Below are 13788 nucleotides of genomic sequence, written 5' to 3'. Positions count from 1 at the left end.
GCCCCACCCGGGGCGGGCCGCTCACGGGGCCGGGTGCGGGTGTGGGAGACCGAGCGGTGGAACGGCTACGCGCGGGCGCAGACGCGGCAGGCGCGGGCGGATGAGGCCACCACGGTGTGGAGCCCGGCGGCGAGGGCGCCCGCGAGCGCGACCACCGGCCAGTTCTCCGACAGGGGGGAGGACGCGGTGAGGATGAGCGCGGACAGGCCGAGGCAGACGCCGGCCACGGTGCCTGCCCAGGCGGTCGCCCGGGGGAGCCGGGGCGGAGTGGGCAGCCGCCGGGCGAGGGCGCCGGTGGCCGCCAGCGCGGCCGCCGCGAGCAACGCGGCGGCGGCTGCGGTCCCGGCCAGGGGGAACGCCAGCAGGCGCGCCACGAGGGGCAGTTGGCCGCCGTGGCCGGCGGTCAGCAGCAGGTACCAGCAGACGGTCAGCGGCGGGACGGTCAGCAGGACCGTCCGCGCGGTGTGCCGCGCCTGGACGGCGGTCAGTTCCCGCTGGCACTCCGGCACCAGGTCGGCGACGGTGCCGAACTCCCGCACCGCCCGCCGGACGGCGTCCTCGCGCGGCAGGCCCCCGGACGCGTGGGCGTCGGCGGTGTCCGCGAGGCCGTCGCGGATCTCGGCCACCATCCGGGCCTTGGCGCGGGCCGGCCCGCGCAGGGCGGCCGACAGGGCCGCGGCGTACGCGTCGGCGTACTCCTCGACGGGGTCGGCCCGCCGCCCGGCGCCGCTCATCCGGCGTGCCCGGGGCGAGGTGCGGGGTCCAGGACGGAGCCGATCGCGGCGGTGAACGCCTGCCAGGCCGTCCGCTCGTCGGCCAGGGCGCGCCGCCCGGCGTCGGTGAGTTCGTAGCAGCGCCTGCGCCGCTCGCCGGCGGACTCCCAGCGGCTGCGCAGCAGCCCGGTCCTCTCCAGGCGGTTCAGCGCGGGGTAGACCGTGCCGGTGCGCAGTTCGAGCGCGCCCGCGCTGCGCCGCTGGACGGCGGTGATGACCGCGTACCCGTGCAGCGGGCCCGGTTCGAGCGCGGCCAGCAGCAGTCCGTCCAGGTGTCCTCGTACGGCGTCGGCCTTCATGAGCGGCCAGCCTACCCAATCTCTGCGTAGGCGTGCTATGTATTGGCAGCCAATACATCCGCCTTCGGTGTGAGGAGCCGCGGTGACCAAGCTGCTGCTGTCCGTCCACGTCCTGGCGGCGATCGTGGTGATCGGGCCGATCACCGTCGCCGCCTCCCTCTTCCCGCGCCACGCGCGGCAGGCCGCCGCGTCCGGGGAGCCGGGGCGGGGGCGGGACGCGGGGATCGCCGCGTTCCTGCACCGGATCTGCCGCGGCTACGCCGTCGCCGGCGTCGCCGTGCCGGTGTTCGGGATCGCCACGGGCGCGCGACTCGGCGTCCTCACCGACGCCTGGCTGATCGTCTCGCTCGTCCTGACCGCGCTCGCCGCGGCCGTCCTCGTGCTGGCGATCCTGCCCGGCCAGCGGCGCATGCTCGAACCGGCGGGCGGCGAGGGGACGCGGTCGGCGGCGGCTCGGCTGTCCATGCTCACCGGCTCCTTCAACCTGCTGTGGGCGGTCGTCGTCGTCCTGATGATCGTCCGCCCCGGCTCGACCACGGGGGCGTGAGCGCCGTGCGCACCCTGCGGATCGCCGCCGGCGCCGAGGCGGCCTCCCTCGCCGTCCTGCTCGCCAACCTGCTCACCGTCCACGCGCAGCCGGTCACCTCGCTGGCCGGCCCGCTGCACGGCACCGCGTACCTGGTCGTCATCGCCGCCACCTGGCAGGCCACGACCGCCGCCGACGCGGGCGCGCGGTGGTGCGCCCTCGTCCCCGGCGTCGGCGGACTGCTCGCCCTGCGGCGCGTCCGGACCCGGACCGCCGCCCCGGCCACGACCCCCGCGGAGGGATGACCATGACGGACACCTACGGCGGACTCCCGTTCCCCGGAACCGACCTGGCGCTGGAGGCGCTGCGCTTCGCGCGGGACGCCGAGGACCCGGCGATCTTCAACCACAGCATGCGCACCTACCTCTACGGACGCCTGGCCGGGGAGCGGCGCGGCCTGCTGCCCGGCCGGGACTACGACGACGAGCTGCTGTTCCTGGGCTGCGTGCTGCACGACATCGGGCTCACCCCCGAGGGCGACGGCGACCGGAGCTTCGACCTCGACGGCGCCGACCTGGCGGCGCGCTTCCTCACCGAGCGGGGAGTGGAGCCCGAGCGGGTCGAGGTCGTCTGGGACGCGATCGCCCTGCACCTGCACCACGAGGTGGCCGTCCGCAAGCGCCCCGAGATCGCCCTGGTGACCATCGGCGCGGGCACGGACCTGGACCTCGGCGGCGAGGACGCGTCCGCGCTCACCGCCGACCTCGTGGGACGCGTCCACGCCGTGCTGCCCCGCCTGCACGCCGCGGCCGTCCTCCACGACACGATCGTGGGGCAGGCGCTCACCGGACCGGGCACCAGACCGGGCAAGGCCCCGCTGTTCAGCCTGCCCGGCGAACTGGTCCGCCGGGCGACGGGGATGGCCTGGCCCACCTGGGAGGAGCTGATGTCCCGGCCCTCGGGCTGGCACGACTACGACGGCTACCGGCCCGCCGGGCGGTGAGCCCCCGGGGGCACGGACGGGCACGGGCTCACAGCCGCTCGAAGCCGCGCACGCGCTCCCAGTCGGTGACCGAGCGCTCGAAGGCCGCCAGCTCCGCCCGGGCCGCCCGCGCGTAGTGGGCGACGACCTCCTCGCCGAGGAGCTCGGCCGCGACGCCGCTGTTCTCCCAGCGGTGCAGGGCCTCGGTGAGGGTGGTGGGCAGGCGCGGGACGGACGGGTCGGCCAGGGCGTTGGCGGTGTGCTCCGGAGGGAGGGGGAGCCGGTTGTCGATGCCGTGCAGCCCGGCGGCGACGGCGGCGGCGACGGCCAGGTACGGATTGGCGTCGCCGCCCGGGACGCGGTGCTCGATGCGCAGGGAGGGGCCCGAGCCCACCACCCGTATCGGGCAGGTGCGGTTGTCGCGGCCCCAGGCGATGCCCGTCGGGGCGAACGCGCCGGGCTGGAGGCGCTTGTAGGAGTTGACGTTGGGGGCCATCAGGAGGGTCAGGTCGGGCAGGCAGGCGAGCTGCCCGGCGACGAAGTGGCGCATCGTCTCCGACATGCCGTCCTCCGCGTCCGGGTCGGCCAGGACGGGCGTGCCGTCGGCGCCGCGCAGGGAGAGGTGGACGTGGCAGGAGTTGCCCTCGCCCTCGTCGAACTTCGGCATGAACGTCAGCGAGGCGCCCTCGGCGGCGGCGATCCGCTTGGCGCCGTCCTTGAACAGGACATGGTTGTCGCAGGTGGCCATCGCCTCGTCGTAGCGGAAGACGATCTCGTACTGGCCCGGGTGGCACTCCCCGCGGGCCGTCTCCATCCGCAGCCCGGCGCGCGTCATCTGGCGGCGGATGCGGCGCGCGACCGGCTCGACCTCCTCCAGACCCTGGAGGGAGTAGTCGGTGTTGTAGCGGGCGGCGGGCCGCAGCCCGGCGTAGCGGCGCTCCCAGGCCTCGCGGTAGGAGGCGGTGAAGAGAAGGAACTCCAGCTCGGTCCCGGCGTACGCGGTCAGGCCGCGGGCGGCCAGGCGGTCGAGCTGGGTGCGCAGGACGTGGCGGGGGGCGACGGTGACCGGCCTGTGCTCGTGTCCGGCGCCGGGCCAGAGCGCGTCGGCCAGGACGAGGGCGGTGCCGTCGTCCCAGGGCAGGACGGTGCGCAGGGTGGCCGGGTCGGGGCGCAGGACGAAGTCGCCGAAGCCGCTGCCCCAGGCGTCGATGGCGTAGCCGGGGCCGGTCTCCATCTCCACGTCGGTGGCGAGCAGGTAGACGCAGGCGCCGAAGCCCTGCCGCGCGGCCTCCTCCAGGAAGTAGGGGACGGACAGGCGGCTTCCCATCAGCCGCCCCTGGAGGTCGGGGACGGCGACGACCACCTCCTCGACGCGTCCCGCCCCGGCCTCGGCGCGCAACCGCTCGTACGGGTCGGTCACCTGGACTCCTCGTGTTCGGCGTGCCCGGCGTGCCCGGGGTGTCGGGCGTGCTCGGGGTGTTGGGCGCGTGGGGCGGGCTCGGTGAGGGGGGACGCGGTGGCCAGGGGGTTGGCGACGGTCCCGTGGACGACGTCGAAGCCCTCGTCGCGTTCGGCGCGGTCGTGGAAGCCGCCGCCCAGCAACTGCTCGCGGTTGAGGGCGACCCGGTCGAAGGAGGGCGCGAGCAGCCCGAACTCCTCGAACCGGTCGGACAGTTCGGGGAAGCGGGCGTGGTAGCGGTCCACCTCGGCGCGGACCAGGGACCAGAAGTCCGCCTCGGGCACGTCCAGATGCTCCTCCACCAGGGGCGCGAAGAAGCGGAAGTGGCCCGCGAAGACGGCGCTCAGCAGCGAGTGCGCCAGCTCGTGCGCCGGCCAGCGCAGCAGTACGGCGTCGGCGCGCTCCGGCAGCCCGGCGTACTCGGGGCGTCGGCCGGGAAGCAGGTTGACGTCCTCGGCGAAGTCCTTGAGCGCGATGCCGACGGGCGTCTCGGCGGCGTCGTAGAGGACGACGGTGTTCTCGCCGTGCGGGCAGAAGGCGACGCCGTGGCGGTAGAGGCAGTGCAGCAGCCCCGGCAGCAGGGCGGCCAGGAAGCGGGCCAGCCAGGCGCGCGGGGCCAGGCCGGAGCGCTCCACCAGCTCGGCCACCAGGGCCCGCCCGTCCGAACCCGTCTTGAGCAGGGCGGCCATCGTGCGGGCCCGCTCGCCGTCGCGCAGCAGGGCGGCCACCGGTTCGCGCCACACCGCGCCCAGCAGCTCGTGGTAGCGGTACGGGGCGTCGGCCACCGACGCGTACAGCGGGTGGCGCACGGCGACGGAGGCCACCTCGCCGAGCGGGTGGAAGCGCAGCTCGTCCCTCAGGTACGGGTCGGCGTCGCGTATCGAGTGCAGCCAGGCGCTGATGTCGGGCGCGGCCTTCGTCGGCTCGGTGGACAGCCCGCGCCACACCAGGGTGTTGCGGACGAGCAGGGGCACCTTGACGTTGCGGCGGCCGGGGTGGTCGAGGTTGGCGAGGGTGCGGACGGACTGGAGGGGGCGGTAGCGGTCCGGGCCCTCGCCGAGGGAAACGATTCGGCCGTCGGCGAGGTAGGGGGCGAACAGGGTGGCCACGGCCTCGTCCCAGTGGAAGGGGTGGACCGGGAGCCAGACGAAGTCGTCCGCCCCGTGGGGGCCCCGGGCGCAGGCGGCGGCCAGGGCGGCGGCGAAACGTTCGCGCGTGGCGGCGTCCAGCTCCTCCGCGAGGAGGACCCCGGCGTCCAGTCCGGGGACGCCCGCGTACGACGCCAGGCCGGTGTGGACGGCGATCCAGCGCAGCCGCACCTCGCCGGCGGCCTCGGGCGCGTACGCGGCGGCGTCGGAGGCGGAGAAGCCCAGGCGGCCCTTGTTGAGCAGCATGCAGGGGTGGCCGTCCTGGTGGGCCTCCAGCTCCAGGTGGTCCAGGTCGGCCAGGGCGGCGGCGGGCAGGTCGCGGGCGATGACCTCGGCCTCGGCGCGGCGGGTGGCGGTCAGCTCGCGCAGCGCCTCGGCGGTGGTGGGGCCGTCCCAGCCCAGCGCCTCGCGGGCGTCGAGCAGCAGCCGTTCGGGGCCGGCCTCCTCGCCGTCCCCGGGCGAGGGGCGGCGGCGCAGGGTGCCGGGGACCAGGCGCCAGGCGCCGAACGCGCCGCGGGCGGCGCGGAACGTCCAGCGGACGCCGTCGCCCAGGTCCAGGCGGTACGCGGCGGGCCCGGAGGAGGGGCCGGGAGCGGGCTCGGCTGCGTGCTTGTGCTCAGCCTCGTGCTCGTGCTCGGCCTCGTGCTCGGCCTCGTGCTCGGCCTCGTGCTCGTGCTCGGGCTCGGGGACGAGGAGCTCCTCGTACGCGAACTCCTCGACGGCCTTGGCGAGCAGCCTGCGCCCCGCCTCCCGCCAGGCGTCGCGGGGTGCGGCGGTCATCGGGCCGTCTCCCCGTCCCGCGGTCCGGGCGCTCCGAAGGTCGTCCAGGCCGCCCGGTCCGGGACGGGCAGGACGGTGCGCCCGGCGACGGAGTTGAGGATCGTCGCCGCGCGCCACGCGCCGAGGGTGAGGTCGGGCGCGCCCACGCCGTGGGTGTGCATCTCGGCGTTCTGCACGTACAGCGCGCCGGTGACGGTCGCGTCGAGCGCGACGCGGTAGTCGCCGCCGACGCGGTAGCGGCCGCGCTCGTCCCAGTCGACGAGCTTGTCCAGGGGGTCGAGGAAGGCGGGGCGCACGGCCGCGTAGCCGGTGGCCGCGACGACCGCCGAGGTGCGCACCTCGAACTCCGAGCCCTGCTGGGCGTGGCGGCAGCCCAGCACGTAGCCCCGTCCCCCGGAGTCCTCCACGGGGCGCACGGCGGTGATCTCCACGCCCGGGTGGAGGCCGGCGCGGGGACGGCCGCCGCCGATGGTGCGCTCGTACAGCTCGTCGTGGATCTCCCCGAGCGTCTGCTCGCTGACGCCCTTGTAGAGCTGCCACTGCTCGCGCACCAGCCGGTCGCGGGTGGCCTCGGGCAGGGCGCGGAAGTAGCGGACGTAGTCCGGGGTGAAGTGCTCCAGGCCGATCTTGGAGTACTCCATGGGCGCGAACGCCGGGGTGCGCGCCAGCCAGCGCACGTACGGGCCGCCGCGCCCCTCGCCGTCCTGCCGGCGGATCAGGTCGAGCACCACCTCCGCGCCGGACTGGCCCGCCCCGACCACCGTCACGTCGTCCGCCGCGGCGAGGGCGGCGCGGTGGGTGCGGTAGTCGGCGCTGTGCAGGACGCGGCCGGCGTGCGCGGGCGTGAGCAGGGGGCGCAGCGGCTCGGGCACGACCGGGGTGGTGCCGACGCCGAGCACCACCCGCCGGGCCAGTACGCGCTCCTCGCGGATCCCCTGCGCCGGAGCGCCCGCCGACCGGTGCGTGACGGCGAACGCCCCGGCCGACGCGTCCCACTCCACCGCCGTCACGTCGGCGTCGAAGCGGCAGGAGGGCAGCCGCTCGGCGACCCAGCGGCAGTAGTGGTCGTACTCGCGGCGCGGGACGTGGAAGCGCTCGGAGAAGAAGAACGGGAACAGCCGCTGGTGCTCGCGCAGGTAGTTCAGGTACGACCAGCGGCTGGTGGGGTCGGCCATCGTCACCAGGTCGGCCAGGAACGGCACCTGGAGGACGGTGCCCTCCATCAGCAGGCCCGGGTGCCAGGAGAAGGCGGGCCTGCGGTCCAGGAAGAGGGCGTCCAGTCCGGGCACGCCGTCGCAGAGGGCGGCCAGGGAGAGGTTGAACGGGCCGATGCCGACGCCGACGAGGTCGTACACGCCGCGCACCGGGGTGGGGTGGTCGGTCACCGCTGTGCCTCCGCGAGGGGGTTGGGAAGGTCGATGTAGACGGACTGCGTGTGGACGTCGCCGACCAGCTCGTCGAGCCCGTCCACGCAGGTCAGGAAGTTGGCCTTGCAACGCAGCGCCGGTGCGTCCAGCAGCAGGTCCAGCAGGCCCTTGGCGCCGGGCTCGGCGGCGCGCAGCCGCTCCAGCGCGCCGCGCAGCACGCGCAGCAGGCGCTCCTCGTCGGCCAGGCCGTACGCGCCGAAGGCGCCGACCAGGCCGAGCAGGTTGCTCACGCCCAGGTAGTAGGCGACGCGCTCGTCGACGAACGCGTCGTCGAAGACGAGCTCCACCCCCTCGGCCGCGCCCGGCAGCAGCCGCTCCAGCGCGGCGGCGTGGGAGGCGGCGACGTAGTAGCCCTGGCTGTCGCGGTACCGGCCCGCGACCGGCAGCCCGTCGGATCCGAGGGCCACCAGGGTGTTCTGGTGGTGCGGCTCCAGGGCGATCCCGTGGCGGGCCTGGAGGCGGATCAGGGGGACGGCCAGCACGTCGAGGTAGCGCAGCAGCCAGCGCTCGGACGCCTCGGCGGCGGAGATCCCGTGCACGGCGGCGGCGCGTTCCACGGCCTCGCACAGCGCGGCGCGGTACGGCGGCGGGGAGCCGTCGCCGGGACCGGTGCGCTCGGCCAGCAGACCGGCCACGCACAGCGCTTCGCCGCCGTCCCCGCTCCCGCCCCGGAAGGGGTTGTCGCGGATCGCGGTCTCCAGGCCCGTCTCCGGGCCGTCCCCGCCGTCGCGGCCCACCGACACCCAGGCGAAGTCGCGCAGGACGCCGAACGCGGGGTGCTCGGCGCGCAGCCACGCGCCCGGCCCGTCCGGCCCGGCGGCCAGCAGCCGCGCGGCCCGTACGCCCAGCCGCAGCTCGCCGCGCAGGTTGTTGCGGCGGGAGTTGGTGATCCGCATGCCGAGCGACAGCTTGAGCATCACCTCCGCGTCCGGCCGGTGCACGGTCCGCAGCGAGGAGGTGGGGTACCAGGCGGGACCGGCCGGGCCCAGCGGGCGCAGCAGCCCGGCGTCCAGCAGGGCGGCGACCTCCGGGCGGCGGACGGCCTCGCGCGCCTGCCAGGGGTGGGCGGGCACCGGGACCGTCCCGCGCGGGACGTCCGGGCCGCCCGGCCCCGCGGCCAGGGCCCGCAGCAGCCCGGCGACGGGGCGGCCGTCCGCGCTCTCGCCGATGACCGCGTCCGGGTGCGCGGCGAACCAGTGCAGCGGGAAGGAGCCGCGCAACTCCGGCGAGTACGCCTCCAGCTCGGCCTCCGACGCCTCCTCGCGGCTCTTGGGCGCGGGGTGGAAGGGGTGGCCCAGCAGCAGCGCCTGCTCGGCGTCGAGGAACGGCGTCGGGCCCGCCGTGCCCGGAGCCTCGGCGCGGCGCCGGGCCAGGTGGACGGCGGTGCGGCGGGCGGAGTCCAGCACCCGCCCCACCGCGTCCGCGCCCAGCGGGTGCGGAAGGCCGCGGCCCAGGGTGCTCTCGCGGACCAGTCCCGCCGCCACCAGCGCGACGTCGGCCGGGAGGCTGCCGCCGGACTCGGAGACGACGACGCGGACCGGGCCGAAGCGGTGCCGCCCGGTCGCCGACCGGTACCGCACCGGCACGCGCAGCGTCAGCCCGCTGACGGGCAGCACCAGGTGCAGCGACCGCCCGGCGGCCGGCACCTCGGTGCCGGTCTCGCGGACGTACGCGCGCACCAGCGTCTCGGCCGCGGCGGCGTCGGCGGCGCGCGCCGGGTCGGGGTGGTCCAGCGGGTCCGGGCCGCCTCCGGCCGGACCGGTGGCGCTCACGGCGCTCGTGCCGTTCACGGGGTCTCCTCCTCTTCCTCCTCGGCCCGGCCCGCCGCGGCGACCGCGTGCAGCAGCCGCTCGACGTCGGCGGGGGTCGCGTGCGGATTGAGCAGGGTGAGCTTCAGCCGCACCCGGCCCGGTCCGCCGCCCGGCAGCTCGGTGCGGCCGACGACCGCGCGGCCCTCGCGCAGCAGCCTGCGCCGCAGGGCGGCGTTGATCCGGTCGGCCCGCTCGGGGCGGCCGGCCCCCTCCTCCGGCAGGTAGCGGAAGAGGAACGCCGTCAGCACCGGATCGCCGTGCAGCTCCAGCCGGGGGTGGGCGCGGACGGCCGCCGCCCCGGCCAGCGCCAGGTCGTGGCAGGCGTCGACCAGCCTGCCCAGGCCCTCGCGGCCCAGCGTGCGCAGGGTGACGGCGATGGAGAAGGCGTCCGCGCGGCGGGTGGTGCGCAGCGACAGGCCGAGCAGGCTGGGGTAGCCGGCCTCCTCGTCGTCGCGCGGGTTGAGGTAGACCGCGCGGCGGGCGAGCGAGGCGTACGTCTCCGCGCGCCGGACGAGGAACACGCCCGCCGCGACCGGCTGCCAGCCCAGCTTGTGCCAGTCCAGGGAGACGGAGTCGGCGAGCGCGACGCCGTCCAGCAGCGGGGCGAGGCGGTCCGACAGCAGCGCGCCGCCGCCGTAGGCGGCGTCCACGTGGAGCCAGGCGCCGTACTCGGCGGCCAGGCGCGCGCACTCGGGCAGCGGGTCGATCGTGCCGGTGTCGGTGGTCCCGGCGGTGGCGACGACGGCGACGGGCAGCTCGCCGGCGTCCGCGCACCGCTTGAGCGCGTCCGCCAGCGCGTCCGGGTCCATGCGCAGCCCGTGGTCGACGGCGACGGGCACCACCGCGTCCTCGCCCAGACCCAGCAGGGCGGCGGCGCGCTGGACGGAGAAGTGCGCGGCGGCGGAGGCGAACACGCGGGGGCGCGGGCCGTTGCGCGGCACGCCCTCCAGCTCGACGGCCCGCCCGGACGCGCGCCCCAGCACCCGGTCGCGGGCCAGCATCAGGCCCATCAGGTTGGACTCGGTGCCGCCGGAGGTCAGCACCCCGGCGGCCCGGTCGTCGTAGCCCACCAGCTCCGCCAGTTCCGCCAGCAGCAGTGTCTCCAGGGTGGTGGCGGCCGGGGCCTGGTCCCAGGAGTCCTGGGAGGGGTTGAGCGCGGAGACCGCCAGGTCGGCGGCGACGGCGACGGCCAGCGGCGGGCAGTGCAGGTGGGCCGCGCACAGCGGGTCGGCCGGGTCGGCGCTGCCGTACGCCAGCAGCCCGGTCAGCCGGGGCAGCGCCTCGTCGCCGCGGGCCGCCGCGTACTCCCGGGCGACGCGCGCGGCCAGCTCGCCGGGCGTCCCGGCCGGTACGGGACCGCCGCGCCGCGCCGCGCCCTCCTCCAGCGCCGCGAGCGCGGCGCGCAGCAGCGGCTCCAGGGCACCGGGGCCGTCCGCGGTGCCGGACAGCGCGTCGGACAGGGCGCCGGACTGTGCAGCGCCGGACAGGGTGCCGGACAGGGTGCCGGACAGGGCGGGGTCGCGGGGCGCCCCGGCACCGGGTCCGCCGTCCGGCCCGGCGCCCGACAGCAGCCCGTCGACGAGCGTGCGCAGCGCCTCGGAGCGCCCGCCGCCCCGGGCGCCCGGAACGCCCGCCCTCGTGGGGCCCGTCCCCGCCGCCCGGACGCGGCCCGTCACGCCGGCCGCCCGGTACCGCCGCGGCCCGCCGCCTCGGCGAGGGCGTCGGACAGCCTCTCCAGCACGGTCTCGGCCTCCTCGTCGGTGATCACCAGCGGCGGCAGCAGCCGCACCGTCGCGTCGTACCGCCCGCCCAGCTCCACGATCAGGCCGCGTTCCAGGCACGCCGCCCGCACCCGCGCCGCCGTGCGCGGCGCGGGGGGCAGGGCGCCGCGGACGTCGGGCGCTCCCCCGGGGTCGACCAGCTCCACGCCGATCATCAGCCCGCGCCCGCGCACGTCGCCGATGACGGGCAGCTCCCCGCGCAGCGCGTCCAGCCGGGCCGTCATCCGCGCGCCGACGCGGGCGGCCCGCTCCGCCAGGCCCTCGCGGGCGACGTGCCGCAGGGTGGCCGCACCGGCCGCCATGGCCAGGGTGTTGCCGCGGAAGGTGCCGGTGTGGGCGCCGGGCGGCCAGACGTCGAGGTCCTCGTGGTACACGAGCACCGCCAGCGGCAGGCCGCCGCCGATCGCCTTCGACATCACCATCACGTCAGGCACGGTCCCGCTGTGCTCCACCGCCCAGAAGGCGCCCGTGCGCCCCACCCCGGTCTGCACCTCGTCCACGATCAGCGGGATGCCGCGCCCGGCGGTGATCCGCCGCATCTCCCGCAGCCAGCCGTCGGGGGCGGGCACCACCCCGCCCTCGCCCTGCACGGGCTCCAGGACCATCGCGGCGGGCGGCGCCACACCGCCGTTCGGATCGTCCAGCAGCCGCTCGGCGTACACGGCGGACAGCCGCGCCCCGCGCTCGCCGCCCACCCCGAACGGGCAGCGGTAGGAGTACGGGTACGGCAGCCGCGTCACCTCGGCGGCGATCCCGGGCACGGGCCGCTTGACGGCCACGCCGCCGGAGACGGCCAGCGCGCCCGCGGTCATCCCGTGGTACGCGCCGGTGAAGGCCAGCAGGCCGTGCCGTCCGGTGGCGGTCTGCGCCAGCTTCAGCGCCGCCTCCACCGCGTCCGTGCCCGCCGGGCCGCAGAAGTGGATCCGGGCGCGGTCGGCGAACGAGGACGGCAGCGTGGCGAAGAGCGCGTCGGTGAACGCGTCCTTCTCCCGCGTCGCCAGGTCCAGCACGTGCAGCGGCGCGCCGCTGTCCACGGTGCGCCGCAGGGCCTCGGTGACCACCGGATGGTTGTGGCCGAGCGCGAGGGAACCCGCGCCGGCCAGGCAGTCGAGGTAGCGGCGGCCGTCGGCGCCCTCGACCGTCATGCCGTACGCGCGGACCGGGACGACGGGGAAGGAGCGGGCGTAGGTGCGGGCCGAGGACTCCCGCGCGCGCTGGCGCCGCAGGATGGCGTCCGCGGCGGTGGCGTCCGTGGCGGTGACGTCTGCGTCCGCGGCGGTGGCCGGTGTCGGGGGCGAGGTGGACACGGTCATGGCGTCGTTGCTCCGTCAGGAGGAAGGGGTGGCGGGACGGCCCGCTGGCCGTCCCCCGGGGTGGTCGGCCGGAGGAGGTGGCGTTCCGCGACGGGATGGCCGAGGAAGCCGTGCATCGCGAACTCCCAGCCGTAGGAGCCCGCGTAGGGGAAAACGACCAGATCGCCCGCTCGGACGCGGTCCACCCGCACATCGCGCAGCAGGGTGTCCTCGGGGGTGCACAGTTCGCCGACGACCGTGACGCGCGCGCCGGCCGCCTCGGGACGCGGCAGGCCCTCCGGCCAGCGCTCGACGGGCAGGACGGCGATGTTGTGCACCAGGTCCCAGGAGGTGGGGAGCTGGAAGTGGTTGATGCCGCCGCGCAGCACGGCGAAGGCGGTGCCGTAGCTGTGCTTGACGTCGGTGACCTCGGCCGCGTACCAGCCGCAGTCGGCGACCAGGAAGCGGCCCGGCTCCAGGACGACCTTCACCCCGTCCGGCGGTTCGATCCGTCCGGCCAGCTCGCCGAAGCGGGCCACGTCGAAGGGCCGCTCGCCCGCGAGTTCCTCGAAGGCCACGCCTATGCCGCCGCCGACGTCGACCAGGCGCAGGTCGACGCCGTGCTTCCGGGCGGTCGCCGCGCTCCACTCCACGCACCAGCGCAGATAGGCGGCCTGGGCGTCGGCGTCGAGGTTGTTGGAGGCGGCGTGGATGTGGAAGCCGGTGACGTCCAGGCCCGGCAGCCGCAGCGCCTGCTCCAGCACCCCGGGCACGTCGGGCTCGGGCACCCCGAACTGCGATGCGGCTCCGCCCATGTGCAGCGAACCGGTGACGGGGATGGCGGCCGGGTTGACGCGCAGCGCCACGCGGGCGGTGGTGCCCTCGGCGACGGCGATGCGGCTGACGCGGTGGAGCTCCAGCAGGCTCTCGGCGTTGATCGCCTCGACCCCGGCGCGCACCAGGGCGGTCAGCACGGGCACGGACTTGGCGGGCCCGGCGGCGACGACGGGCACGGAGGCGGCGGGGGGCGCGGCGGAGGCGGCGGGGGCGGCGGGGGCGGAGGCGCCGGCGGGCCCGCCCCGCTCGCGGAGGGCCGCGAGCGACAGCTCCAGCTCGGTCCGCGACGCGACCTCGAAGCCGTCCACGTACGGGGCCAGCGCCCGTACCACGCCGGGGAAGGAGTTGGCCTTCACCGCGTAGTGGACGGCCGCCCACCCGGGCAGTGCCGCGCGCAGCTCGCGCGCGCGCCGGGCGGCGACCTCCCCGTCGTAGAGGTAGGCGGAGACGGGCGCCTCGCCCTCCGCCAGCTCCAGCAGACATCGGCGGACGGCCTCGGGCAGCACGTCGGCGGGGTAGGCGGAGCGCGGGGCGGCGGAGGGCGGGAGAACGATGGACACGGTTCTACCTCGGTGGGGTGCGGCACGGGTGGGCGGCGGAGGCGGTGCGGTCGTCCGGTGCGGTCGTCCAGTGCGGTCGTCCGGTGTGCTGCGTCAGGCACCTGCGGAAGCGC

Annotated in this window: 12 protein-coding genes; 3 read left to right on the top strand and 9 right to left on the bottom strand. The window is 76.8% G+C overall.

Translation table 11 applies throughout. The features are described from left to right. Nucleotides 1–65: 65 nt before the first annotated feature. Nucleotides 66–734: a permease prefix domain 1-containing protein gene (locus QC029_RS09675; protein ID WP_279555097.1), complete on the bottom strand. Its 669-nt coding sequence runs from the start codon at nt 732–734 to the stop codon at nt 66–68. Continuing rightward, nucleotides 731–1072, bottom strand: coding sequence for a PadR family transcriptional regulator (locus QC029_RS09670; RefSeq protein ID WP_279555096.1), 342 nt, complete (start codon nt 1070–1072; stop codon nt 731–733). Before QC029_RS09670 ends, QC029_RS09675 begins: the two co-directional genes overlap by 4 nt. Nucleotides 1073–1154: 82 nt before the next feature. Between QC029_RS09670 and QC029_RS09665 the strand changes: the two genes are divergently transcribed. The 3 genes from QC029_RS09665 to QC029_RS09655 are packed head-to-tail and all read left to right on the top strand — an operon-like array spanning nt 1155 to nt 2601. Then, complete coding sequence (locus tag QC029_RS09665) at nt 1155–1619, top strand: hypothetical protein (protein ID WP_279555095.1); 465 nt, start codon at nt 1155–1157, stop codon at nt 1617–1619. Nucleotides 1620–1624: 5 nt separating this feature from the next. Continuing rightward, complete coding sequence (locus QC029_RS09660; RefSeq protein WP_279555110.1) at nt 1625–1903, top strand: hypothetical protein; 279 nt, start codon at nt 1625–1627, stop codon at nt 1901–1903. Between the two features lie 2 nt (nt 1904–1905). Further along, on the top strand, nt 1906–2601 hold the full coding sequence (locus tag QC029_RS09655) for an HD domain-containing protein (RefSeq protein WP_279555094.1): 696 nt from the start codon (nt 1906–1908) through the stop codon (nt 2599–2601). Nucleotides 2602–2629: 28 nt separating this feature from the next. On the opposite strand, the gene QC029_RS09650 is transcribed toward QC029_RS09655, so the two are convergent. The 7 genes from QC029_RS09650 to QC029_RS09620 are packed head-to-tail and all read right to left on the bottom strand — an operon-like array spanning nt 2630 to nt 13675. Continuing rightward, complete coding sequence (locus QC029_RS09650; RefSeq protein ID WP_279555093.1) at nt 2630–4000, bottom strand: glutamine synthetase family protein; 1371 nt, start codon at nt 3998–4000, stop codon at nt 2630–2632. Next, a complete protein-coding gene (locus tag QC029_RS09645) occupies nt 3997–5967 on the bottom strand; it encodes an IucA/IucC family siderophore biosynthesis protein (RefSeq protein WP_279555092.1) in 1971 nt (656 codons plus the stop codon). Before QC029_RS09645 ends, QC029_RS09650 begins: the two co-directional genes overlap by 4 nt. After that, nucleotides 5964–7352, bottom strand: coding sequence for a SidA/IucD/PvdA family monooxygenase (locus QC029_RS09640; protein WP_279555091.1), 1389 nt, complete (start codon nt 7350–7352; stop codon nt 5964–5966). The genes QC029_RS09645 and QC029_RS09640 overlap by 4 nt, the downstream gene beginning before the upstream one ends. After that, nucleotides 7349–9184 (bottom strand): IucA/IucC family siderophore biosynthesis protein, encoded by a 1836-nt coding sequence (locus tag QC029_RS09635; RefSeq protein ID WP_279555090.1) that lies wholly within the window; start codon nt 9182–9184, stop codon nt 7349–7351. Before QC029_RS09635 ends, QC029_RS09640 begins: the two co-directional genes overlap by 4 nt. Beyond that, nucleotides 9181–10881, bottom strand: a complete 1701-nt coding sequence (locus tag QC029_RS09630) for an aminotransferase class I/II-fold pyridoxal phosphate-dependent enzyme (RefSeq protein ID WP_336621571.1) — start codon at nt 10879–10881, stop codon at nt 9181–9183. Before QC029_RS09630 ends, QC029_RS09635 begins: the two co-directional genes overlap by 4 nt. Continuing rightward, the gene (locus QC029_RS09625; RefSeq protein ID WP_279555089.1) at nt 10878–12299 is read right to left on the bottom strand and encodes a diaminobutyrate--2-oxoglutarate transaminase family protein; all 1422 of its coding nucleotides are present in this window, start codon (nt 12297–12299) and stop codon (nt 10878–10880) included. Before QC029_RS09625 ends, QC029_RS09630 begins: the two co-directional genes overlap by 4 nt. Next, nucleotides 12296–13675 (bottom strand): type III PLP-dependent enzyme, encoded by a 1380-nt coding sequence (locus QC029_RS09620; protein ID WP_279555088.1) that lies wholly within the window; start codon nt 13673–13675, stop codon nt 12296–12298. Before QC029_RS09620 ends, QC029_RS09625 begins: the two co-directional genes overlap by 4 nt. Nucleotides 13676–13788 lie beyond the last annotated feature (113 nt).

Source organism: Streptomyces sp. DH37, assembly GCF_029813835.1.
Lineage (GTDB): Bacteria > Actinomycetota > Actinomycetes > Streptomycetales > Streptomycetaceae > Streptomyces.
This window is presented reverse-complemented; position numbering and strand designations above follow the sequence as displayed.

Coding starts and splice junctions, on each gene's coding strand:
- QC029_RS09655 (WP_279555094.1), top strand. CDS start 1,906: ATGACGGACACCTACGGCGGACTCCCGTTCCCCGGAACCGACCTGGCG.
- QC029_RS09625 (WP_279555089.1), bottom strand. CDS start 12,299: ATGACCGTGTCCACCTCGCCCCCGACACCGGCCACCGCCGCGGACGCA.
- QC029_RS09675 (WP_279555097.1), bottom strand. CDS start 734: ATGAGCGGCGCCGGGCGGCGGGCCGACCCCGTCGAGGAGTACGCCGAC.
- QC029_RS09670 (WP_279555096.1), bottom strand. CDS start 1,072: ATGAAGGCCGACGCCGTACGAGGACACCTGGACGGACTGCTGCTGGCC.
- QC029_RS09645 (WP_279555092.1), bottom strand. CDS start 5,967: ATGACCGCCGCACCCCGCGACGCCTGGCGGGAGGCGGGGCGCAGGCTG.